The organism is Arthrobacter sp. FW306-07-I (genome assembly GCF_021800405.1).
Lineage (GTDB): Bacteria > Actinomycetota > Actinomycetes > Actinomycetales > Micrococcaceae > Arthrobacter.
This window is the reverse complement of sequence record NZ_CP084550.1, coordinates 22767-44880: the sequence shown is the minus strand read 5'-3', so window position 1 is coordinate 44880 and position 22114 is coordinate 22767. Positions and strand designations below refer to the sequence as shown.

The window sequence follows — 22114 nt, the reverse complement described above, 5'->3', positions numbered from 1 at the left end:
AACCCCTTTAGCCGCCTGCCCGTTGGTGCTACGGTGAAGTGACGAACTAGTAAGCCTGTGATACTAAATCGCTCGCGAAGGAGATCGTCATGGCAGAACGCGGCAACACCACCCACGGCCAGAATCTGGACGACCAGATGAAGCATGAAGCGCAGGGGGTGGTCCAGGGAAACCAGCCCGCCCATGCCGAGGAATGGCGCGAAACAGAGCCTTTTCCGGATGCCACGGACCCGGCGGAAGTCCGGGAGGCGTTGAATCCTGTCGCCTCGCCGGATCCCCTTCCCACCGAGGAGGGGGAACAGTGACCACCAGCCTGCAGAAATACGCCGACCTGTACCGCCGCCCCGGACCTTGGTGCACCGCCTACGTGCCTGCCGGGACCGGAACGGTGGACTCACTGGAAGCCGGCGATGTCCGCCCGGGCAACGCGCAGGCCCAGCTCGAGGCGCAGGGGGCAGCCGCAGCTGACATTGAGGCAATGGAGCAGGCACTCCAGCCGGCAGCAGGGCTGCCCTCCCCCGTCTCGAGATTCGTCCTGGTCCACAGCGGGAAGGCCGAAATCAACGAGGTACTTCCCGGAGACCTCGTCCTCCCCGAACGGGTGGCCATGGAGTCCATCCCGGACCTGCTGCCGCTGGTCAAGCACCGGCCGGAAGAACTGCCGTATGTTGTGGCGGAAGTCAGCCGGGAACACGGCGAGATCCGGTTGTACCGGGCGGGCGCCGGGGCTCCCAGCAGCGTCCAGGAAGTGGAAGGCGAGTCCGAGAACATCCACAAGTTCCACGGCGGAGGCTGGTCGGAACTGCGGTTCCAGCACCACACCGAAGACATCTGGCGCCGCAACGCGGATGAAGTGGCGGGTGAGATTGACCGGGTGGCCCGTGCCAGCGGTGCACGGCTCATCGTCCTCGCCGGTGATATCCGGGCCCGCGGCCTGGTGAAGGACAACCTCTCCGAGGCCAGCAAGGCGCTTGTATCCGAGGTGGATTCGCACACCCACACCGGCGGGGCGGACAGCGCAAACCTGGAGGATCGGGTCAACCAGCACGTTGCAGAGGTATGGGCAGAAGAACAGCGCAGCGTGATGGACAGGCTGGCGGTCCAGGAGGGACAGGCCAACCCGGAAGCAGCCCACGGTGTGGGAGCCGTGGTGCACGCGCTGCAGCAGGCGCAGGTGGACACCCTGATCCTGGATGACGACGCCCTGTCTGAACGCACCATGCTGGCCCTGGACGCGGAACCGTGGATCGCCACCGCCAAGGAGGAGGCCCTGGGTGCGGAAATCCTGGGCGAAGTCCCCGCTCCGGCGGCGCTGCTTCGGGCCGCTGCGTTGACTGACGCCCGCGTTCTCCTCGTCCCGGGACCGGTCCTGCCGGAGGGCGTCCATGTCGCGGCACTCCTGCGCTGGTCCTCGGGGCCGGGCGTCCCGTCGTCGTAAAGCCCTGCTAACCCTTTTCGCCGAACCATGTATTGGAAGGTGCGCCATGAGCACTGCAGATGAAAACCCGGATGATGTCCTCGACAGCGTGATGGTCCCGGAGGAGGACGCGCTTCCGACTCCTACCCGCACGGGCCACGGCAAGATGCCGGAAGACGTTGACGACGACGATTACCAAAAGGCCGTCGAACAGGAGCGGGTGGCGGCCGGGCTGGCCGATTACGCCCCCAGTGACGTTCCGCCGGCCACGGATCCATTGCCGCCGGAAGCGGCTGATGCCGCAGACCTTGCCCAGCGGGGCCTATTGGAAGAGGAACCGGACGACAACAGTTAAACCAAAAAGCAGTGGCCGGCCCCACTGGGCCAGCCACTGCTTTTGGTTTAGGCAACAACTTCTGTCAGCTCAGTTCTGGCCTGGCTGCTCCCAACCCCGCATGCCCGCCGCCCGCCCCGCCTGGGGACGGTGCCCGGTCCGGTGCTCCGGTGGGGCAAACGGGACAACCCCGGCATCGCGCGTGAGCGGCACCGCACGGACAAACTTCGTCAGTTCATCCCGCAGCACCTTCCACTCAATGTCCGGATCGTCCGGGTAGGCATTGATCTCAGCCTGTCGCGCCGCGTCAACGGCGGCAGCCCCGGCATCCGTCAGCTCAACCTTCAGCTGCCGGCGGTCGGAGGCGTGGCGGGTCCTGGTGATGAGTCCGGTAGCTTCGAGGCGGGTAAGGACCCGCCCCAGCGTCTGGCTTTGCACCCTGATCGCGTCTGCGAGCTGTTCCTGGTTCAGTGGGCCCCCCGTCAGGCCTTCCAATGCAATAACTGCCGCACGGGTGAGGCCAAGGGGGGCCAGTGCATCGTCCTGCCGCCGCTGGATCAGCCGGGCCGCCAAAGTGATCAGGCGGTAGCTGCTCCGGGCGTCCGGATCGAGATTGCTGGTCATCGGCCGCGGCCTTCCTGTAGGTGGCGAAGTGCTGGTCACCCTGCGTCGCTACACCTCTACAATAAGCATGCTTAGCAACATATTCGCAAGTAGGCTTACTATCCGATTGGCAAGCGGCGCCGGCGCCGGCCATCTTCCGACCCAAAAACCGGCACTGCCCCTTGCATTCGAAATGGGAAGTGTGCTTAGTATCTAATTAGTAACCTTGCTTACTAAGTCGCCAGCACTGCTGGTTCTTGATCGCCAGCTAACCCTTTCTGAAAGAGAGCGAAGATGACAGAGAACCAATGGCCCCAGACCCCGCACACCGGCGCCGACCCGGCCATCACTGATCCGTACGGAGCAACAGAGGTGGCTCCCGGGCAGGCCTCCTATGCTGCAGAGGGCGATACCTCGAAGACCCAGGCAGCCAAGGACGAGGCTTCCAACGTGGCCGGCGAGGCGGCATCTGCCGCCCAGGGAGTAGCGCAGACTGCCAAGAGTGAAGCCGCGAACGTGGCGCAGGAGGCGAAGTCCAATGCGCAGGACTTGCTGCACCAGGCCAAGTCGGGGCTGACCAGCCAGGCCGGCACACAGCAGCAGAAAGCAGCCGAAGGCATCCGCAACATTTCCAGCCAGCTGCACAGCATGGCCAGCGCCCCGGACCAGCAGGGCATGGCCAGCGACCTTATCCGGCAGGCAGCCGAGCGCACCTCCTCGGCAGCATCCTGGCTGGAGAACCGCGAGCCCGGTGACCTCCTGAACGAGGTCCAGCGCTTCGCCCGCAACCACCCCGGCACCTTCCTGCTCCTCGCAGCAGGCGCCGGCGTCCTGGCCGGACGCCTCACCCGCGGCCTCACCGCGGGAGCCCCGGAATCACAGGGACAGGTGCAGGCAGGATCGGCCCAGGGCACGGGCCAGTACCGGGCCGTGCAGTCGCCGCCGGTTGCGCCGCTGCACCAGGAGACCGTGTACGCCGCGGGCACCGATGACCTCTTCGATGAGCCGGTAGTGGGCGGAGCCCCCGTTTCCACCAGCACCCTGCCCTCGGGCACCGCAGAGGAGTCCCCACTTCGGTTCGAGGACGACCCCTACCGGGCCGAAAATGGCGCATACACCGGTGAAGAAACCTTCGGCAGCGAAGGCACCTCCGGCAGCGGCCGCCACCAGACGGGTGGTCTGTGATGAGTAGCCAGATTCCTGAGCCGCCGCCCAGCGCGGCGCATGTGAAAGCGGACAACGCGTCCCTGGGCGATCTGCTCGGTGATGTGACCCGGGACCTGTCCACCCTGATGCGCCAGGAAGTGGAGCTGGCCAAGGCCGAACTCAAACAATCCACCTCCCGGGCCGGCAAGGGCGCAGGCATGCTCGCCGGCGCCGGCGTAGGCGGACACTTCGTCCTGCTCTTCCTCTCCCTGGCCCTGATGTGGGCCCTGGGCGCCGTCATGGCCCTGGGCTGGGCCGCGCTGATCGTCGCCGTGATCTGGGCGATCATCGCCGCAGTCCTGGCCTCGATCGGCCGCAAGGAACTCAAGCAGATCAAGGGCCTGCCCCAAACAGGCGAAACCCTCTCAGAAATTCCCCCAACCCTAAAACCAGGTGAGGTAAACCGATGAGCGAAAACCCTGACGTCATCCGAGCAGACATCGAAGCGACCCGGGCACGCCTGGGCACCAACGTCGACGCCGTAGCCGACAAAGTCACCCCGTCCAACATCGTGCACCGCCAAACCGACAAAGTCCGTGATGCCGTGACCGGGGTGAAGGAGAAAATCATGGGAGCAGCAGACACCGCCACCACCAAGGTCCACGACACAACCTCCGCCGGCGCCGGACACACCAGCAACGCCATGAGCTCGGCCGGGGACAGCCTGCACCAGGCCACCGACACCGTCTCGGCCAAACTCTCCGACGCCGGCCACACCGTCAGCGCCGCCCCGGACCAGGTCAAAGCCAAAACCGCCGGCAACCCCCTGGCCGCCGGACTCATCGCCTTCGGCGCCGGGCTCCTGGTCTCCTCCCTGATCCCGCCAAGCCAGAAAGAACGCGAAGCCGCGGACCAACTCAAAACCGCAGCCCAGCCCCTGGCAACCCAGGTCACCGACGCCGCCAAAACCGTCGCCCAGGACCTAAAGGAACCCGCCCAGGAAGCCATGGAAAACGTCAAGGCCACCGCCACCGACGCCGCCCAAAACGTCAAAACCGAAGGCCAACAAGCCGCCACCGACGTCAAAGACCGCGCCACAGACGCCAAAGACCACGTCCAAAACACCTAGCCCGCCTGGCTAGGCAAGGATAAACAACGAAGCCGGACCGCGTGAGCGGGCCGGCTTCGTTGCTGCCCGCCAATAAACCAGGCCCGTCAGGCCCGGCTAGCGCTTGCCCTTTTTGCGGGAACCCTTGCCGCGTCCCTTGTCCGGGTTGGGCGCGTAGCGCTGGGCCACCTTGGGCGCTTTCTTCGCTCCGGTGCCGCGGCGGTCCGGTTTGGGCTCCTTCTTCACCTTGGCAGGCTGGGCGGAGGGCTGCCGCGAGCTCTGGGCGGTGCGTCCGCGGACAATGCCGACAAATTCCTCCAGCACCTCGTCCGTGGCCTCGGTGGGCCAGGCCAGTGCAATGTCCGTCCCCTCCGCGCCCGTCAAACGGCGCGCAACAGTGTCCTTGACGTTGAAATGTCGGGCCACCGCCATGGGAAGGACCACCAGGCCCGCGCCGGAAGCAACCACCTGGAGCGCTGCCTCCGGTCCGCCCAGGGCGGCAACATCCAGGAACGATTCCTCAGCGAGGTCAGCAAACGGTACTTCCTCGAACACCGAGATCTCATGGCCCTTTGGGGCCACCACCACTGGCTGTTCCTCGTAGAGCGGGATCACGCTGAGGCCCTCCCGTTCGATGGGGAGGCGGACAAAGCCCATGTCCGCACTGCCGTCCTGCAGCGGCCCAAGCTGGGCAGCGTCCTCGACCATAAATGCCTGCAGGGGAATATGCGGCATGCGTTCTTCCCACCGGCGGATCCACTTGCCGGGTGTTACCCCTGCCACGTAGGTGATGCGCAGCACCCGCGGGGCCGCCTCTTCAGGGGCAACGGGGGCATCGGGCGTGGGGGTATCATCGGCTGGCACGTCTTCACAGTACCCGCCGCCCGGATACCCTTGAAGCATGACCTCTGCAAACTCCCAGTCCATGAAGCCGGCCACCGTTGCCAAGAAACTTGGCATCTACCTCCCGGCCACGCCGCAGGAGTTCCAGGATTCAACCATCACCCGCGAGCAGTTCGCCGAGCTCCAGGCCAACCCGCCCGAATGGCTGGCCGAGCTGCGCCGCAACGGCCCGCACCCCCGCCCGGTGGTAGCCCAAAAGTTGAACGTGTCCATCAGCGGCCTGGCCCGCGGCGGCGTGGAGGAGGCATTGACGACGGCGGAAATCACCGCACTGCTGCAGGCCCCGCCGCAGTGGCTGGTCGCCGAGCGTGCCACACACGCCGCCGTCCGGGCCGAAGCCCAGCGGGTCAAGGAAGAGGCCGCCAAGAAGCAGGCGAAAAAGGACCGCGCCCAGGCCGAGTAGCCTTTAGTCACGTCTCAGAAGCTTGTTCGCCGGCCTGGACCTTGAACGTCCGGATGCGCGGACAAGCTTCAGTCGCGTCCCGGGGCCTCGTCAGTCCTGGTGGATCTGGATGTAGTTGCCGCAGCCGTCGTCGAACACCGCGCTGGTCCCGAACGGGTCCGTGGTGGGCGGGATCTTGAAGCTGACACCAGCGGCCACCAGCCGGTCATACTCCGCCTGCACATCCGGGACCCCAAAGACGATGGCGGGCAGCCCCGCCTCGCGTACCGCGTTCATGTAGTCCGCGCCGATCGGGTTGTCACTGGGTTCCAGGAGCAGCCCGACTGAACTGTCGTCCGCTCCAGGATCCTTGATGATGTACAGGTTGTGCTCCGGCATCACCATGAGCGTGTCAAAACCAAGCGTTCCCGTGTAAAAGGCGTAGGCCGCGGCGGGGTCCTGGACATGGATGCTGCACATTTTGATTCGCATGGACCCACGGTACCTGCCAGGCCATGACCGTCTGCAGTGCCTTCTTTCCCTTCTCACCTGCCATTGACCCTGTGGACCGAACACGGTGCAATGGAAGGACCACCGCGGGCTTTTCGGCCCGGGGCGGTGTAGTGGGGAATGCCGGGCGCCGGAGGTGCAGGATGTCAGCCGCGGAATCGTTGATGCAGGGACTGCTTCATAGTGCGTGGGCGGTCCTGTTATGTGGCCCGTTGCTGGTTGCCGCCGTAGCCGCCACCGTTTTTGTCGTCCGGCGCCGGTCCCTTGCCCCCAATAACAGCGCGGCGGAGCGGACGGACCAGCTGTTCTGGGACCTGTTTTTGGGTTCCTGCGTGGCCCTTCCTGCGTTGATCATTCCGGCGCTGGTGTCGCCGTGGGCGGGTTTGGTGCTGGCAGGGGCGGCAGCCGCGTCAGGTATTGCCGCGCACCGCGCCACCCCGAAATTCCTGGCCCGGCGTGCAGCACGCACCGAGGAACGGCAGCGGATTGCCGCGCACCAGGAAGCCCGGCTGCAGCATGATGAAATCCTGCTGCGATGGCGGCGCTACGAGCTGGATCCGGCATGCGGCATCGACTATCCGGCGTTGACCGACGTGCGGCTTCCGGAAACGTCCGCGCTGATCAAGTCGATGCGGGCTGCGGACCAGCTGCGGACCGCCGCGCACAAGGGGTACCCGGATGCCGTGGACAGCCTGGCCGCGTCACTGGCAGCGGCGGAACGGGCAGCCGGCATTCCGGCCGGCCTGCCCGCAGAGCAGGCCGGCCGAGGTTAACTGCCGTGTCGCCGGCATTGGATCGGCCCGGAGGACCGGCGATAGCATCCAAAGATGAAGCCTGAGGAACTGCCTGCCCATGACGAGTACGGCCGGCTGCTGGAGGACCGCGGGGTCTGGCGGCAGGCCACCACCCTGGAGGCCGCCGGAGAGTTGACCGCCCGCTGGTTAGAGGGTGGGAGCTCGTACCAGCCGGGGCATTTCGCCCCCGGCTTCGACACCGAGACCATCCCGCTGGCCGCAGCCTTGGCGGAGCTGAACCGCAACGGGCTGTTCACCAAGGAGTCCCAGCCGGGCATCCTCACTGATAGTGCAGCACAACGGGAGTATGTCACGGGCTTCTGCAGCGCCGGCACCGCCCGCGAACTGCTGGCCCTTTCCACGCGCACCGAACTGGTCACCGTGGCCCACGCCCCGGGTGAGGCAAGCAATGCTGCGATTCCCGTGACCCTGGCGGGCACGGAGGTCACAACGGTGCTCGGTTCCAGCGAGAACCCTGTAGACGAGGCGCAGATCAGGGACTGGGCGGACGAAACCAATGACGCGCTGGCCCTGCTGCTCGCGGACTCCTGGTATGTGGAAGTCCTTGATCCGGTGTGGGGGCGCAACGACGTGCTGTTGCCGGCGGTCCTGCAGGCGTTAAAGGGGGCGGGGCAGCCCTAGCCGCCCCGCCCCTTCAACGTCCGGTACTACAGCTCCACGGTGCCGCTTTCGCCAACACTCATCCGGCTGTGGGTGACCTTGGCCTTCACCCACTGAAGCACCGTGGCGGCCGTGCCGCCGGGGCTGGTCCAGTATTCGGCGGAATCCGAGTCGACGCGCAACAGGCACACTTCGGGAGTATCCGGGCCATCCGGGAACCAGGCTTCAACAGCCTGGTTCCAGAGTTCGTGGATCTTGGCCCGGTCGGTGACCACTTCGGCGGTTCCGGCCACGGAAACCCATTCGGTGTTCTTGCCAAAGGCGACGTTGACGCGTGAATCAGCCCGGACGTGCGCAACCTGGGAGGTGCCGAGGCCGGTGAAGAACCACATGTCGCCGTCGTCCTTTACCTCCTGGACGGCCAGCGGCCGGCTGACGAGGGCGCCTTCTTCGTTGATGGTGGTGACCATTCCGATCCTGGAATCGTTGATGATCTCCGTAACCTTGCTGATGCTCTGGGCGTCAGTCATGCCTCACCTCGTTCGTCTGAAGTCGGGGACGCTCCCCGTCGCCAGCCTATTAGTAAGCATGCTTATTTACCAGCGGCAGCCACCGGCACCTTTGCCACTTCGGCGATCCGGGCAGCAGTGAGACGGCCCATGCGGATGGCGCCGTCCACGTGTTGGTAGCCTTCAGCAGCAAGGTCGGAGGAGGACCAGTAAATGGGGCCCACAGGGGCGTGCTGGTCCTTGCCGTAGCGGTGGAGGCCGCCCAGATCATAGCTGGAGGCATAGGCACCGCGGGTCCATTCCTCCGAACCCCAATCCGACTCGTAGTACACCTCCGGGGTGAGGGCCTCGTCGCCCAGGTAGCCGGCGATGGATTCCAGGATGGCCTTCCGGCGCTCTTCGGGGGACAGCTCGAACATGGCGTCTGCCTTCTCATCCGAAACGAAGCCCACCAGGGTTCCGCGCGGATCGGCGTGGTTCGTGTTGTCGTAGACCTCCTGCACCAGGGCATCGGCCCCGAAGCCGGTGCCGGAGAGCCCCTTGTCCCGCCAGAAGGGGGTGCTGTAGACGGCGTGGACCTTGATGACCAGGCCCAGGGACTGGTGCTGGTGCATCTGGTGCTGGCGGCGCGGCAGCGGCGGATTAAAGGAGACGCGGGAGTAGAGGTTGGGCGGTACGGCCATGATGACGAACCGGGCGTTCACGGTGGCGCGGTCGGATACAACGGTCACGCGATGTCCGCCGTCCGCGTCCGGCTCCCAGTTGATGGTCCGCACCGGAGAGTCAAGGACGACGTCGTCACCCAGCTCCTGCGCCTGCAGCAGCGACACCTGCTGCATCCCGCCCACCACCCGGCGGTCCAGGATGAAGTCCTCATCCGTGAGGTGGGTGAAGGAGCCGGCGGAGGCGGCCATCAGTACCGCCTGAAGGGCGGAGAAGGCGTGGGCCGGCTTGGTGAGCATGCCGCCGGCGATGAAGAGTCCGATGTTATTGCAGGCTTCCTCATTGGCGGAGTTCTGCCTCAGCCAGTGATGGAAGGAAATGGTGTCCAGCTCGCGCGCCTTCGGGTGGGCCCAGGGTTCGGTGGGGCCGATCTCGGCCGCCAGCCCGTCAAGGAGGGTCACCAGGCGGTCCATTTCGACGGCGGTGTCCGGGTCCACCGGGAAGGTGTCACCGGTGTAGCGCACGGGGCTGCCGTCCGCTCCAATGTAAATGGACTCTCCGTCCCGGTACCGCGGATAGGTTTCCAGATTCAGTTCTGCCAGGAGTTCCAGGAGGGCAGTCTGGTCCGGGGAGACCCATTGGCCGCCGATTTCGAGCATGGCGCCATCCACAGTGTCGGTCCAGGTCCGGCCGCCCACACGGTCGCGGGCCTCGAGCACAGCTACGGTCAGGCCGGATTTCTTCAGTTCACGGGCGGCGGTGAGTCCGGACGGCCCGGCTCCAACGACCACGACGTCGCGGTTCAGGTTCAGCATGATGTCCTCTCTGCGGCCCCTGGTGACGGGGACCACTAAATGAATGTCATTCATTTATTAGAACTATAGCTGCTGCCCGCTTTGAGCGGAAGTATCGGATGGAATAATGCAGGGGACACCGACGAAAGGGCAGGAATGCCGGCAGTATCAGCCGCACAGGCACGCTCCACCAACAACGGCGGCGCGCAGCGAAGGCGGGCCGGTCGCCCGTCCGCGGCAGTGCTGGACAAGTCCGGAATCACGGCGGCGGCGCTTGAGCTGGTCAGCCGCAAGGGCTACGACGGGTTGACCATGGCAGCCCTGGCCAAGGAACTCGACGTGGCACCGTCTGCCCTCTACAACCACGTGGCATCAAAGCAGGATGTGCTGCTCCTGGTGGAGGACCACCTGATGTCCCTCGTGGACGTCTCCGGTTTTGACGGCCGCAGCTGGGAGGACGCGGTCCGCACTTGGGCCCGGAGCTACCGCGACGTATTTGCCGAGCACACTCCGCTGATCCCCGTCATCGCCGTCCTGCCGGTCACCGACGCACCGCAGACCCTGGCGATGTACGAGACCGTGAGTAAGGGATTTTCCGACGCCGGATTTCCAGAGGAGCGCATTGTGCCGGCCATCGTGGCGCTGGAGTCCTTTATTTTCGGATCCGCGTACGACGTCACCGCCCCGGAGGACATCTTCGACTCCGGCAGCATGGCTGAGTCCACTCCGTATTTCACTGCAGCAGTGCGCAGTTCCTCTGCCGGCCAGGATGCATCTGCCGGCCAGGGCGGCCAGGAACGCGGCCGCCCGGCAGACACTGCCTTCCAGCTTGGGCTGGATGCCCTGATCGCCGGATTGGGAGCGCTGCGGAAGGGCTAGCGCCTAGTCCTCGGCGGCGGCCAGCTGGCCGCAGGCGCCGTCGATTTCCTTGCCGCGGGTGTCCCGGAGGGTGCAGGGCACGCCCGTGGCGCGGAGCCGCTCGATGAATTCCTGCTCCACCGACTTGTCCGAGGCGGTCCAGATGGAGCCTGGAGTTGGATTGAGCGGAATCGGGTTGACGTGCACCCAGCCGCGTCCGCGCTGGTTGAGCTTCTTGCCCAGCAGGTCCGCACGCCACGGATGGTCATTCATGTCCTTGATCAGCGCGTACTCGATGCTGACGCGGCGGCCCGTCTTGCGGTAGTAGTCGTAGGCGGCATCGAGCGCCTCGTCCACCTTCCAGCGGTTGTTGACCGGAATCAGTTCATCACGGAGCTCGTCGTCGGGGGCGTGCAATGACAGCGCGAACGTGACGGGAAGGTCCTCTTCCGCCAGCTTCCGAATAGCCGGAACCAGGCCGACAGTGGAAACGGTGATGTTCCGGGCGGACATCCCCAGGCCCTCCGGCGCGGGATCCACGAAGCGGTGCAGGGCGGCCATGACCCGCTTGTAGTTGGCCAGGGGCTCCCCCATGCCCATAAACACGATGTTGGTGACCCGCTCGTCGTCGTGCTCCTTCGGACCCAGCTCACCGGCCGCGATGGCCCGGTTGGCAGCAACCACCTGGTCAACAATCTCCGCCGTGGACATGTTGCGGGTCAATCCGGCCTGGCCGGTGGCGCAGAAGGGGCAGTTCATGCCGCAGCCTGCCTGCGAGGAGACGCAGAGGGTGATGCGGCCGGGGTAGCGCATCAGGACGGACTCCACCAGGGCACCGTCGAACAGCCGCCAGAGGAACTTGATGGTGTCCCCCTTGTCGGTGCGTTGCCGGCGGACCTCGGTGAGCAGCGGTGGGAACATCTGGGAGACAAGCTCCTCCCGGCCCGCCTTGGGCAGGTCGCTCATCCGCTCCGGGTCCACCGTCCAGTGTTGGAAGTAGTGCGTGGAGAGCTGTTTCGCCCGGAAAGCCGGCAAGCCAAGCTCCTTCAGCTTCTCACCGCGCTCGGCCAGGCTCAGGTCCGCCAGGTGTGCCGGCGGCTGCTTCACGCGGGGGGACGCGAATTGGAGCAGCGGCCGGCCTTCGACAGTACGCGCCTGCTCCCAGCCCTCGGCAGTGGGGCGGACCTGCGGCCGGGCAGTGCCGGCGGCTGCCTTGGAGGCGCGGACAGGAGTTTCAGGGGAAGGATTGGGGGAAGTCATCCCCTCTATCATCCCACGAGGGCAAAATAGGACGGGAATCGCCAAGAGACACGTAAATTGGATTCGCACGGAGCTACTTGTAATACAAGTTTGATACTTATATCCTAGGGAAGTGGGCGAAGGAGCCCGCCCGTCTTCCAGGAGAATCAATGAGTCCCGTCGACATGATCCGGCACGTCAGGCTATCCACCGCCTGCCTACCCCTCGCTGTCCCCATCAGCGACGCCAAGGTTTTCACCGGCCGGCAAAAGCCCATGAGCGAGGTCGTCTTCCTGTTCGCGGAGATCAGCACCGAACTGGGGCACTCCGGCATCGGCTTCAGCTATTCCAAGCGTGCCGGCGGTCCCGCCCAATATGCGCATGCCAAGGAAGTCGCCGAAGGCCTCCTCGGCGAGGACCCCAACGACATCGCCCGGATCTACACCAAACTCCTGTGGGCCGGGGCTTCCGTGGGGCGCTCCGGCGTCGCCACCCAGGCCCTCGCCGCCGTCGACATCGCTTTGTATGACCTGAAGGCCAAACGCGCCGGGCTGCCGCTGGCAAAGTTCCTCGGCTCCTACCGCGACTCGGTGCGGACCTACAACACCTCCGGGGGCTTCCTGAACGCCAGCCTTGACGAAGTTAAGGCACGCGCCACCCAATCCATCGAGGAGGGTATCGGCGGCATCAAGATCAAGGTTGGCCTGCCGGACGGCAAAGAAGACCTGCGCCGCGTCTCCGGGATCCGCGACCACATCGGCCCCGACGTCCCGCTCATGGTGGACGCCAACCAGCAATGGGACCGCGCCACCGCCCTGCGCATGGGCCGACGCCTCGAGGAATTCGACCTGGTGTGGATCGAGGAACCCCTGGACGCCTACGACTTCGAAGGCCATGCCCACCTGGCACAGGTCCTGGACACCCCCATCGCCACCGGCGAGATGCTCGCCTCCGTGGCTGAACATAAGGGACTCATGGCCGCCAGCGGCTGCGACATCATCCAGCCCGATGCCCCGCGCGTCGGCGGCATCACCCAGTTCCTCCGCCTCGCCGCCCTGGCCGACGAACGCGGACTGGGCCTGGCCCCGCACTTTGCCATGGAAATCCACCTCCATCTGGCCGCTGCCTACCCGAGCGAACCGTGGGTGGAGCACTTCGACTGGCTGGACCCGCTCTTCAACGAGCGCCTGGAAACCAAGGGCGGCCGGATGATGGTTCCGGACCGCCCCGGCCTTGGCATCACCCTGAGTGACCAGGCCCGAGCCTGGACCACCGAGAGCGTCGAGTTCGGCGCATAACCCCGAAGCCGTAATCTTTAGCCATGACCCGGAACCTCACCGCGGACCTAGCCGCCGACCTTCGCAACCGCATCGTCGACGGCGTCATCCAGCCGGGGGAAAAGCTGCCCAGCGAGAACACGCTGATCAGCGAGTTCGGTGTCAGCCGGACAGTGGTCCGCGCCGCCCTTACCCGGCTGCAGGCCGAAGGACTGGTCGAAACCGAGCGCGGACGCGGCAGTTTCGCCCTCACTCCCCCGGCGGACAGGCCCTCGGAGGGTGTGGGGATCCGTCCGGTGGCCAGCACGGAGGACAGGCTGCACCTGCTGGCCTTCCGCATGGGAGTGGAGACCGAAGCCGCAGCACTGGCAGCCCGGAACCGCACCGAGCGGCATTTAAGGGCCGTGAGCACTGCCCTGGACACCTTTACGGAAAGTTCCGGGCACCCGGCGCATGCCATGAAGGCTGACTTCGAATTCCACCGTGCGGTTGCCGCAGCCTCCGGCAACCCCTATTTCTCCGATTGCCTGTCGGCCCTCGGGCAGACCATGATCGCTATGCCGCGCACCCGCTTGATGACGGACGCCGAGCATTACGCCCGCGACCATTTCGACCAAGTCGTGTTGGAGCACAGGTCCATCCGGGATGCCATTGCCGATGGTGACGAGGCTGCCGCTGCGGCCGCCATGCGAACCCACCTGGCAAATTCACGACGCCGGTTCAAGGCTTCGGCGCGCCCGTCCACCTAGGCCCCGCCCCGCCGTCGTCCATTGCGGCCAGGTGCCCAAGCACCCGCCACCGGACGTATCACCAGCGAACGCGGGGGTGTGAAATCCGGACGTTGGTGCAATCCCCGGAACTTGGGTTTCACGGCAGGAACGCAAAAGAGCCCCGGTCCAAAGACCGGGGCTCTTCCAATTGCGTGCGCGAGGGGGGATTTGAACCCCCACGCCCTTTCGGACACTGGCACCTGAAGCCAGCGCGTCTGCCGTTCCGCCACTCGCGCGCAACTTCTTCCACTCAACCGGACCGGTTTCCCGTTTCCGCGTCTCGTAAAAGCAGCGAGATCAAGCATAACGGACACTTGCCGGAAATTACCAATTGGCCTCCACCCGCCCCTCACCTCCCGCACGCGCACGGCGCAAAACCGCTGCGAATCGGGCCGCATGCCGGTGCCGGAAGCCGCAGGAAGACAGCACGACGGCGGGTTGCTGCGGCCCGGAAACCGAACTTTCGCGGGCGCCCGGCCGTTGCGGATTAAGGTCATTCACAGGGGTGGCAAGTAGTATCGGATGTAGGAGTGGGCACTGCCGGCGGGCGAACCGTACGGCAGCGGACTGCCCTGCAGGTGCTGGTCAGCAGCAACTAATGCCCCGGAGCCGGGGGGAAAGGAGAAGAACCATGGGTCTGCTGGACAAGGTGGAACGTGGCATCGAAAAGGCCGTCCGCGGCGTCTTCTCCACCGGTTCCAAGGCGCAGGTGGAACCGGTGGAAATCGCCAGCAGGCTCCGCCGCGAAGTGGACCACAAAGCCCTTACAGTGGCGGCCGGACGCACGCTGGTGCCCAACGTGTTCGACGTGCAGCTCAGCGACGACGACTTCGCGCGGGCACAGGAATGGGGCACCCCGCTGGCCGAAGAACTCTGCGATGTGGTGATCAACCATGTCCGCGGCCAGGGCTACATACTCCAGGGGCCCGTGCGGATCTCCTTCCGCCGGGACAGCGAGCTCCGTGCCGGTGCCTTCGAAATTGCTTCAACCACTGAAAAATCCCAAGGCGCGGGCGCCGCCCAGCCAAGGCCCAACGTTCCCGCCGCACCAAGCCGGCAGCCCGTCAGGCTCCAGCCGGTCCTGGACATCGACGGCCAGCGCTATTCGCTTAACGCCCCGTCCATCGTCCTGGGACGGTCATCCGAAGCGGACATCCACATTGAAGATACGGGAGTTTCCCGGCGCCACCTGGAAATCCGCACGGCCAACGGCGTTACCAGTGCCGTGGACCTCGGATCCACCAACGGCAGCTATGTGAACGGCCAAAAGGTCTCCGGAAGCACCGAACTCACAGACGGCTCCACCATCACGATGGGACGGACAAAGATCATTTTCCGCCTGCTTCCTGCCAACCCGGGTGGCCACGCATGAGCGACCTGACCATCACCGCGCTGCGGTTCGGGTTCCTGCTGCTCCTCTGGGTACTCATTTTCAGCATCGTCTCCGCCATGCGGCGCGACCTCATGGTGGGACGCAAGGCCGCGGCCGGCGCGCCCACCGCCCGGCAGGTCCGGCGGAATCCGGAACTCGCCGAGGCACAGCCCCAGCCTGTGAAGCAGCAGGCGCGTCAGCTGGTGGTCGTCGAAGGCCCACTCAAGGGCCGCACCCTGCCGCTGGCCGCCAGCCCCATCCTGCTGGGACGCGCACAGGAAGCCACCCTCGTTTTGGAGGACGACTACGCCTCCGGCCGCCACGCCCGGCTCTTTCCGCAGGGCAGCCGCTGGTTCATCGAGGATCTGGGCTCCACCAACGGCACCTACCTGGGAGACCAGCAACTTACCCGTGCCCTGCCGGTTGAGCCAGGGGTACCCGTGAGAATCGGCAAGACGGTCATTGAATTGAGGCCGTAACCGTGGCCGTGCCTGAAAACCCCGCAACCGGCTCCAGCCCGGCGCAGCGGCCCCTCATCATGCGCTTCGCGGCGCGGTCCGACGTGGGCCGGATCCGGTCCAAGAACGACGATTCCGCTTACGCCGGCCGCCACCTTGCCGTCGTCGCGGACGGCATGGGTGGGCACGCCGGCGGTGACGTCGCCTCGGCGGCGACCGTCCTGGACATGATCCACTTGGATAGTCCGGAATATGGGGACGACGCCGGCACCGTCCTTGCCGATGAGATCCAGACTGCGAATTCGCTGCTCTCCGAGCTCGTGCACATCAACCCCAAGCTCGCGGGCATGGGCACCACGGTCACCGCGCTCCTGCTCGCTGACAACAAACTCCATTTCGCGCATATCGGCGATTCCCGCGCGTACAGGCTGCGGGATGGTGAGTTCAAGCAGATCAGTGTGGACCACACCTTTGTCCAGCGCCTCATCGATGAAGGCCGGCTCCGCCCGGAGGAAGCCGAAACACACCCACACAAGAATGTCCTGATGCGCGTCCTGGGCGATGTGGATGCCAGTCCGGAACTGGACCTGGACACCCTGGACGCCAAGCCCGGCGACCGATGGCTGCTGTGCTCCGACGGGCTGAACTATGTGGCCGCGCACGCCGTCGAGCGGACGGTCCGGGAAACCCACAACCTGCACGAGTGCGCCGAAACCCTGGTTGAACTGACCCTTGAGGCCGGCTCCCCGGACAACGTCACCGTGGTCATGGTGGACATCGTGGAGGAAACGCCCGACGACGTCAGCACCGCCGCCGTCGACATCGTCCCGCCGGTGCAAGGCAGCAAGCCGGCCGCGGCTTTGGCGGCTGGCGCACCCGCCGCCGAAGCTGCAGCCACCGGCCCTGCGGGTCCCGCCGAGGGCAAGGAACCCGCCGAAGGCGGTGCCAAGGATGGCGCCGCCGATGACGAGGCCTCCGACAATACGAATGCCGACGCCACGGAACCCGGCAGCACCGACCCGCATCTCGGTGAACACCTGTCTGCCGAAGTGCTGCGCGAAGAGCTTGCCTCGCGCCCGCACGAGCTGGTGGGTGCGGCCGCCGCCGCAGCGGAATCGGGATCCATCCCCACTGTTGCCGGACGAACCGTTGCCCGGCGGGCTGCCACGCTCCTTACCCACAAGGCAGAACCCGCCGCCGATCCCGGGGAAAACCTGGTGCCGCTTCGGCCACGCCGCTGGTTGGCATGGTCCGTTGCAGCTGCAGTGCTGGTTGTTGTGGCCGTTGGGCTTTGGCTGGGCTACGCCTGGACCCAGACCCGCTACTACGTGGGTGAGTTCGATTCCCGGGTGGCGATCTACAACGGTGTCTCCCAGAGGCTGGGTCCCATCCAGTTGTCATCCCTTGAAGCCGTGACCGATATCCGGATGGACTCCCTCCCGCCGTTCTCGCAGCAGCGCGTGCGGCAGACGGTTCCGGCCAACGACCTCTACGACGCGCAGCGGATCGTCAAGAACCTGGAGCTCACGGGGACCACTTCTCCGGAGGAGGCGTGCCCCAAGCCTTCGGGCTCCGCCACTGCCCCTGCCCCGTCCGGCAGCCCCGCACCGCCTTCCAGCGCCCCACCCGCGAGTGCAGCGGCTCCGCCGCCGGCACCGGGCGCCTCCGCCCCTGCCCCGGCACCGTCGGCAGCTTCCCCATCACCTACTCCCACCATTACTTGCGAGGCGGCCAAATGAGCCAGGTAAGCAGCATGCCCAAGCCTCGCCGCAACGTCGAACTCGCGTTGCTGCTGCTGGCCCTTGCCGTAGGAATTGGGGCCAACATGCTGGTGGGCGTGGACCAGGAGAAGGCCTTCGACTCCGACTTCTGGTTCCAGTCCAGTCTGCTGGCAGTCGCCGCCCTGGTGTTCCACGGTGTCCTGCGGTTCCGCGCAAAATATGCTGATCCGGTAATACTTCCCCTGGTGGTTGCACTGAACGGCCTGGGGCTGGCTATGATCCACCGGCTGGATCCGCCAGGCGGGGACACGGGAAACAACCAGCTCCGGTGGACGCTGATTGCCATGGCGGTGGCCATCGCCGTCATCTGGTTCCTGAAAGACCATCGTGTACTCCGCAGGTTCACGTTCATCTCGCTTGCAGCCAGTGCGGTCCTCCTGGTCCTTCCCCTGATCCCCGGGATCAGTGCCGGGGAGATCCTTGGTGCACGGGTGTGGATCCGTTTGGGCCCCATGACGTTCCAGCCCGGTGAAATCGCCAAGATCACCCTCGCCATTTTCTTCGCAGGGTATTTGTCCTCCAACCGTGACCTGATCCTGCTGGCGGGCCGGAAGATCGGGCCGCTGCAGTTCCCGCGCTTCAAGGACCTCGGGCCCATGGTGGCCGCATGGCTGGTGAGCATCGGCGTGCTGGTCTTCCAGAGCGACCTCGGGTCCTCCGTCCTGTTCTTCGGCCTCTTCATCGTCATGATCTATGTGGCTACCAGCCGGATCAGCTGGGTTGTCATCGGCCTGGCCCTCCTCCTGGGCGGCGGCTTCATCGCTTCACAGGTCTTCTCGCACGTGGGCCTGCGCATCGACGGCTGGCTGAATGCCTTCACCGACGAGGTCTACGGCCGCCAGTATGGCGGCAGCTTCCAGATCGTCGAGGGGATGTTCGGCATGGCCAATGGCGGCCTGGTGGGAACGGGCCTGGGGCAGGGCCGTCCGGACCTGGTTCCCTTTGCCAACAGCGACATGATCATCGCCTCCCTGGGCGAGGAACTTGGCCTGATCGGCCTCTTCGCCGTAGTCCTGATGTACCTGCTCCTGTTCACCCGCGGGTTCCGCGCCGCCCTTGGCACACGCGATGCCTTCGGAAAACTGCTGGCCTGCGGCCTGTCCTTCGCCGTGGCGCTCCAGTGCTTCGTGGTGATCGGCGGCGTCACCAGGCTCATCCCGCTGACCGGCCTGACCACTCCGTTCCTGGCCGCCGGTGGCTCATCGCTGCTGGCCAACTGGATCATCGTGGGACTGCTCCTGATGATCTCGCATACGGCACGGGGCCCGGTGGACACCACTCCCCTGCCGCCGTCAGCGGGGGCGGAATCCATAGGCATTGATACCCCAACCGAGGCGGTGAAGCACGCATGAACCAGGCAATACGGCACTCATGGGTAGCGGCCATCGCCATGTTCGCCCTCATCTTCGGTGCCATCAGCTATGTCCAGGTGATTGGTGCGGACGCACTGAAGGACAACCCCTGGAACAAGCGCGCCATCCTCCAGACCTACTGCAATGACCGCGGCTCCATCATCGTGGGCGGCACCCCGGTGGCGGAATCGGTGGAGAGCAACTCTGAGACGTGCAAATTCCAGCGCACCTACCCGCAGCCGGAGCTGTATGCCGGCCTGACGGGCTACTTCTCCCAGAACTACGGGGCCACCGGACTGGAGCAGTCCATGGGTGCTGAGTTGGCAGGCAACTCGGACCAGCTCTTCCTGGACCGGGTGGGCCAGCTCTTCCTGGGCAACCAGCCCAAGGGTGCCTCCGTGGAACTCACCATCGATCCCCAGATCCAGCAGCTGGCCTACAACCTGATCCCGGACGGCCAGCGCGGCTCGATCGTGGTCACCAATCCCAAGACCGGTGCCATCCTGGCCATGGCTTCCAAGCCGTCCTACAATCCGAATTTGGTGGCCACCCAGGATCCAAAGGCTGAAAGCGCCAACATCAATGAGCTGGTCAAGATCCCGGGCATCAACCTGAACCAAAATGTCAGCGGTCCCACCGGTGAGCTCCTCGCCCCGGGGTCGGTCTTCAAGCTCGTGGACACGGCGGCCGCCCTGGCCTCAGGGAAATACAACAAGGACAGCGTCCTGCCCAACCCCGCGGAGATGCCTTTCGACGGCATCCAGTACAAACTGCCCAACTACGCCGGCGGCAACTGCTACACCAGGGACACCGCCAGCTTCGCCTTCGCACTGCAGCAGTCCTGCAACACGCCGTTCGCCAGCATCGCGCTGGACCTTGGCCGGGACGCCATCGCCGCCCAAGCCAAGAAGTTCGGGTTTGGCGAGGACGTGGGGGACCTGCTGAAGCTGGGCCATGCAACAGGTAATGGGTTCCCTGAAAACCTGGACGCACCCGGATTGGCCCAGTCCGCCATCGGCCAGAAGGATGTGCGGGTCACGCCGCTGCAGGTGAACATGATGACAAACGCCATCGCAAACGGCGGTGTCCAGATGGCGCCGAGCCTGGTCAAAACCCTGCGGTCCCCGGACCTGCGCGTCATTGATGAGCCCCAGCCGGCACAGCTCAGGACGTCCACCACCCCGGAAATCTCCAAGCAGATCACGGACTGGATGACCAGCGTCGTTATGGACGGTATCGCCAAAGGTGCCGCCGTTCCCGGCGTACAGGTGGCGGGCAAGACCGGCACGGCCGAACTCGGAAACGGAACCAACAATTCGTGGTTCACCGGGTTCGCCCCCGCTGACAACCCGAAGGTCAGCGTCACGATCGTCATGGAAGGCGTAGACATTTACGCGGGAGCAAAGCTGACCAGTCCTAACGCGAAGAAGATTTTTGAGGCGGTGTTGAATAAGTGAGGCCTACAACGGGAATCACCCTCGGCGGCAGATTCCAGCTGACCACGCGGATCGCCATTGGCGGCATGGGCGAAGTCTGGAAAGCCAAGGACCTGGTCCTGGGCCGCATCGTCGCCATAAAGGTGCTCAAGGAGGAATACACGGGGGACCCCGGGTTTCTCCAGCGTTTCCGTGCCGAGGCCCGCCACACCGCGCTCCTGAACCACGTGGGCATCGCCAACGTCTTCGACTACGGCGAAGAGGAAGGCTCCGCCTACCTGGTCATGGAACTGGTCCCTGGGCAGCCGCTGAGCAGCATCATCGAGCACGAGCAGGTGCTGTCGCCGGACCGTACGCTCTCGATCATTGCGCAGACCGCCCGCGCTTTGGCCGTGGCGCACGCCCAGGGCCTGGTCCACCGTGACGTCAAGCCCGGAAACCTCCTGATTACGCCCGACGGACGGGTCAAGGTCACCGACTTCGGCATCGCCCGGCTCGCCGACCAGGTGCCGCTCACCCAGACCGGGCAGGTCATGGGGACGGCGCAGTACCTGGCACCCGAACAGGCAACCGGCCAGACCGCCACCGGATCCTCGGACATCTACTCCCTCGGCGTCATCGGCTATGAGTGCCTCAGCGGCCACCGTCCCTTCTCCGGCGAATCGCAGATCGCCATTGCGCTGGCCCAGGTGAACGACGCTCCGCCGCCGCTTCCGGACAGCCTGCCTGCCCCGGTCCGGGCGCTCCTGATGTCGATGCTGGCCAAGGATCCCAAGGACCGGCCTGCCAATGCCATCAAGCTGGCCGAGGCAGCGGAAGCCATTCGCAACGGCGATATCAGCGCAGCCCGCGCCGCCGTGCCCGGAATGCTCCTCTTCGACGCGGACACCGGCCCCATCACCGCGCCCGTCGACACCACCACCGCCCCCACCGGCGTCATTGGCACCCAGCGGGATTCCCCCACCGCCACCTCCGCCCTGCCCGTGCTCGGTGCAGGTGCGGCCGGCGCCGCCGCCGCAATGGCTGCAGGGGCCCATGGCGCATCAGCCACTGAGGGCGACGCGCCCCAGGGTCCGCTTGCCCGCGCCAATGCGCTGGCTGCCCAGCGCAACTGGGACCAGCAGGACGAGGACACGTACGGCGGGGAAACGTACGACGACGACCGCACCGACGAGCCCCGGCGCAAGGGACGCAGTCCCTGGACATGGCCTCTGGTCGCCTTGATCCTGCTGCTCCTGTTTGCGTTGGTGGGTTTCCTCCTGAACCAGGTGGGGCTCTTCTCGCCGTCCGGCAGCCCCAGCGCCAGCGCCACCGCCAGCAGCGCGCCGCCGTCGTCCGCGACGCCAACACGGACCACGCAGTCGGCGACGCCCACGCAGACACGCAGCACGCCGACGCCCACACCTACCCCGGAACCCACCCAGGCAACGGTCAACGTCATTCCTGAGGCTTACCTGGGCAAGCCGTACCGGCAGGTGCAGGCTGCCCTCGCCGGACTTGGACTGCAGGTGACGGTGCTGCCGCAGGAAAGCAGTTCCGCGGCCCCCGGCACGGTCCTGGAACTGAACCCCACGGGGGTTATTCCCAAGGGATCAGCCATTACTGTCGTCTACGCAACGGCTCCGGCGCCGGCGCCGACTCTTACGCCCACCACGGTGGTGCCGACCCCGGCGCCCACAACGTCCTCCCAGGCCGGGCCCACGCCCATCTCGCCGCTTGCAACCTGCGCGGTGGGCCAAGCGCCCGGGACGCCCCCTACCTGCACGCCGTAAACGTCAGGAAACGCC

24 protein-coding genes and 1 tRNA gene are annotated in these 22114 nt (G+C 65.7%); 18 read left to right on the top strand and 7 right to left on the bottom strand.

All coding sequences use genetic code 11. The features are described from left to right. Positions 1-89: 89 nt before the first annotated feature. The 3 genes from LFT46_RS00240 to LFT46_RS00230 are packed head-to-tail and all read left to right on the top strand — an operon-like array spanning position 90 to position 1772. Positions 90-305, top strand: coding sequence for a hypothetical protein (locus tag LFT46_RS00240; protein WP_236800425.1), 216 nt, complete (start codon positions 90-92; stop codon positions 303-305). Then, positions 302-1438 (top strand): baeRF2 domain-containing protein, encoded by a 1137-nt coding sequence (locus tag LFT46_RS00235; protein WP_236800424.1) that lies wholly within the window; start codon positions 302-304, stop codon positions 1436-1438. The genes LFT46_RS00240 and LFT46_RS00235 overlap by 4 nt, the downstream gene beginning before the upstream one ends. Before the next feature lie 46 nt (positions 1439-1484). Further along, positions 1485-1772 carry a hypothetical protein gene (locus tag LFT46_RS00230; RefSeq protein WP_236800423.1) on the top strand — a complete coding sequence of 96 codons (288 nt, stop codon included), beginning with the start codon at positions 1485-1487 and terminating at the stop codon, positions 1770-1772. 69 nt (positions 1773-1841) lie between these two features. Here LFT46_RS00230 and LFT46_RS00225 read toward each other — a convergent pair whose 3' ends face one another. Further along, positions 1842-2375 carry a MarR family winged helix-turn-helix transcriptional regulator gene (locus LFT46_RS00225; protein ID WP_236800422.1) on the bottom strand — a complete coding sequence of 178 codons (534 nt, stop codon included), beginning with the start codon at positions 2373-2375 and terminating at the stop codon, positions 1842-1844. A 273-nt stretch (positions 2376-2648) separates the two neighbouring features. Between LFT46_RS00225 and LFT46_RS00220 the strand changes: the two genes are divergently transcribed. From LFT46_RS00220 to LFT46_RS00210, 3 genes are read left to right on the top strand one after another with little or no spacing between them, the layout of a single operon-like run. Continuing rightward, entirely contained in the window at positions 2649-3539 is an 891-nt protein-coding gene (locus LFT46_RS00220) for a hypothetical protein (RefSeq protein WP_236820895.1), read from the top strand. Further along, complete coding sequence (locus LFT46_RS00215) at positions 3539-3970, top strand: phage holin family protein (protein ID WP_236800420.1); 432 nt, start codon at positions 3539-3541, stop codon at positions 3968-3970. Before LFT46_RS00220 ends, LFT46_RS00215 begins: the two co-directional genes overlap by 1 nt. Continuing rightward, complete coding sequence (locus tag LFT46_RS00210) at positions 3967-4629, top strand: DUF3618 domain-containing protein (RefSeq protein ID WP_236800419.1); 663 nt, start codon at positions 3967-3969, stop codon at positions 4627-4629. The genes LFT46_RS00215 and LFT46_RS00210 overlap by 4 nt, the downstream gene beginning before the upstream one ends. A gap of 96 nt (positions 4630-4725) precedes the next feature. Here LFT46_RS00210 and LFT46_RS00205 read toward each other — a convergent pair whose 3' ends face one another. Next, the gene (locus LFT46_RS00205) at positions 4726-5511 is read right to left on the bottom strand and encodes a LysR family substrate-binding domain-containing protein (RefSeq protein ID WP_373993138.1); all 786 of its coding nucleotides are present in this window, start codon (positions 5509-5511) and stop codon (positions 4726-4728) included. On the opposite strand from LFT46_RS00205, the gene LFT46_RS00200 reads away from it, so the two are divergent. Then, on the top strand, positions 5510-5914 hold the full coding sequence (locus LFT46_RS00200) for a DUF5997 family protein (RefSeq protein WP_236800417.1): 405 nt from the start codon (positions 5510-5512) through the stop codon (positions 5912-5914). The two genes, LFT46_RS00205 and LFT46_RS00200, sit on opposite strands and share 2 nt — an antisense overlap. A gap of 90 nt (positions 5915-6004) precedes the next feature. On the opposite strand, the gene LFT46_RS00195 is transcribed toward LFT46_RS00200, so the two are convergent. Then, the gene (locus LFT46_RS00195; RefSeq protein ID WP_236800416.1) at positions 6005-6385 is read right to left on the bottom strand and encodes a VOC family protein; all 381 of its coding nucleotides are present in this window, start codon (positions 6383-6385) and stop codon (positions 6005-6007) included. Positions 6386-6546: 161 nt separating this feature from the next. Here LFT46_RS00195 and LFT46_RS00190 point away from each other — a divergent pair, with 161 nt between their 5' ends. Continuing rightward, entirely contained in the window at positions 6547-7176 is a 630-nt protein-coding gene (locus LFT46_RS00190; RefSeq protein WP_236800415.1) for a hypothetical protein, read from the top strand. 54 nt (positions 7177-7230) lie between these two features. Next, complete coding sequence (locus LFT46_RS00185; RefSeq protein WP_236800414.1) at positions 7231-7839, top strand: DUF6919 domain-containing protein; 609 nt, start codon at positions 7231-7233, stop codon at positions 7837-7839. A gap of 26 nt (positions 7840-7865) precedes the next feature. On the opposite strand, the gene LFT46_RS00180 is transcribed toward LFT46_RS00185, so the two are convergent. Next, entirely contained in the window at positions 7866-8348 is a 483-nt protein-coding gene (locus tag LFT46_RS00180) for a pyridoxamine 5'-phosphate oxidase family protein (RefSeq protein WP_236800413.1), read from the bottom strand. 62 nt (positions 8349-8410) lie between these two features. Beyond that, the gene (locus LFT46_RS00175; RefSeq protein ID WP_236802972.1) at positions 8411-9805 is read right to left on the bottom strand and encodes a flavin monoamine oxidase family protein; all 1395 of its coding nucleotides are present in this window, start codon (positions 9803-9805) and stop codon (positions 8411-8413) included. A gap of 135 nt (positions 9806-9940) precedes the next feature. Here LFT46_RS00175 and LFT46_RS00170 point away from each other — a divergent pair, with 135 nt between their 5' ends. Beyond that, on the top strand, positions 9941-10663 hold the full coding sequence (locus LFT46_RS00170; RefSeq protein WP_236800412.1) for a TetR/AcrR family transcriptional regulator: 723 nt from the start codon (positions 9941-9943) through the stop codon (positions 10661-10663). Positions 10664-10666: 3 nt separating this feature from the next. Here LFT46_RS00170 and rlmN read toward each other — a convergent pair whose 3' ends face one another. Further along, on the bottom strand, positions 10667-11902 hold the full coding sequence (gene rlmN / locus LFT46_RS00165; RefSeq protein ID WP_236800411.1) for a 23S rRNA (adenine(2503)-C(2))-methyltransferase RlmN: 1236 nt from the start codon (positions 11900-11902) through the stop codon (positions 10667-10669). Positions 11903-12051: 149 nt separating this feature from the next. Here rlmN and LFT46_RS00160 point away from each other — a divergent pair, with 149 nt between their 5' ends. After that, positions 12052-13179, top strand: a complete 1128-nt coding sequence (locus LFT46_RS00160) for an L-talarate/galactarate dehydratase (RefSeq protein WP_236800410.1) — start codon at positions 12052-12054, stop codon at positions 13177-13179. A gap of 23 nt (positions 13180-13202) precedes the next feature. Next, positions 13203-13907 carry a FadR/GntR family transcriptional regulator gene (locus LFT46_RS00155; RefSeq protein WP_236800409.1) on the top strand — a complete coding sequence of 235 codons (705 nt, stop codon included), beginning with the start codon at positions 13203-13205 and terminating at the stop codon, positions 13905-13907. A 174-nt stretch (positions 13908-14081) separates the two neighbouring features. On the opposite strand, the gene LFT46_RS00150 is transcribed toward LFT46_RS00155, so the two are convergent. After that, positions 14082-14164 (bottom strand) — tRNA-Leu (locus LFT46_RS00150). A 395-nt stretch (positions 14165-14559) separates the two neighbouring features. On the opposite strand from LFT46_RS00150, the gene LFT46_RS00145 reads away from it, so the two are divergent. The 6 genes from LFT46_RS00145 to LFT46_RS00120 are packed head-to-tail and all read left to right on the top strand — an operon-like array spanning position 14560 to position 22099. Next, a complete protein-coding gene (locus LFT46_RS00145; RefSeq protein WP_236800408.1) occupies positions 14560-15300 on the top strand; it encodes an FhaA domain-containing protein in 741 nt (246 codons plus the stop codon). Then, positions 15297-15779 (top strand): FHA domain-containing protein FhaB/FipA, encoded by a 483-nt coding sequence (locus LFT46_RS00140; RefSeq protein WP_236800407.1) that lies wholly within the window; start codon positions 15297-15299, stop codon positions 15777-15779. The genes LFT46_RS00145 and LFT46_RS00140 overlap by 4 nt, the downstream gene beginning before the upstream one ends. A gap of 2 nt (positions 15780-15781) precedes the next feature. Further along, a complete protein-coding gene (locus LFT46_RS00135) occupies positions 15782-17497 on the top strand; it encodes a PP2C family protein-serine/threonine phosphatase (RefSeq protein ID WP_442863659.1) in 1716 nt (571 codons plus the stop codon). Continuing rightward, on the top strand, positions 17494-18891 hold the full coding sequence (locus tag LFT46_RS00130) for an FtsW/RodA/SpoVE family cell cycle protein (RefSeq protein ID WP_236800406.1): 1398 nt from the start codon (positions 17494-17496) through the stop codon (positions 18889-18891). The genes LFT46_RS00135 and LFT46_RS00130 overlap by 4 nt, the downstream gene beginning before the upstream one ends. Next, positions 18888-20348, top strand: a complete 1461-nt coding sequence (locus LFT46_RS00125; RefSeq protein WP_236800405.1) for a peptidoglycan D,D-transpeptidase FtsI family protein — start codon at positions 18888-18890, stop codon at positions 20346-20348. The genes LFT46_RS00130 and LFT46_RS00125 overlap by 4 nt, the downstream gene beginning before the upstream one ends. Beyond that, a complete protein-coding gene (locus tag LFT46_RS00120) occupies positions 20345-22099 on the top strand; it encodes a serine/threonine-protein kinase (RefSeq protein ID WP_236800404.1) in 1755 nt (584 codons plus the stop codon). The genes LFT46_RS00125 and LFT46_RS00120 overlap by 4 nt, the downstream gene beginning before the upstream one ends. The last annotated feature ends 15 nt before the right edge of the window (positions 22100-22114 follow it).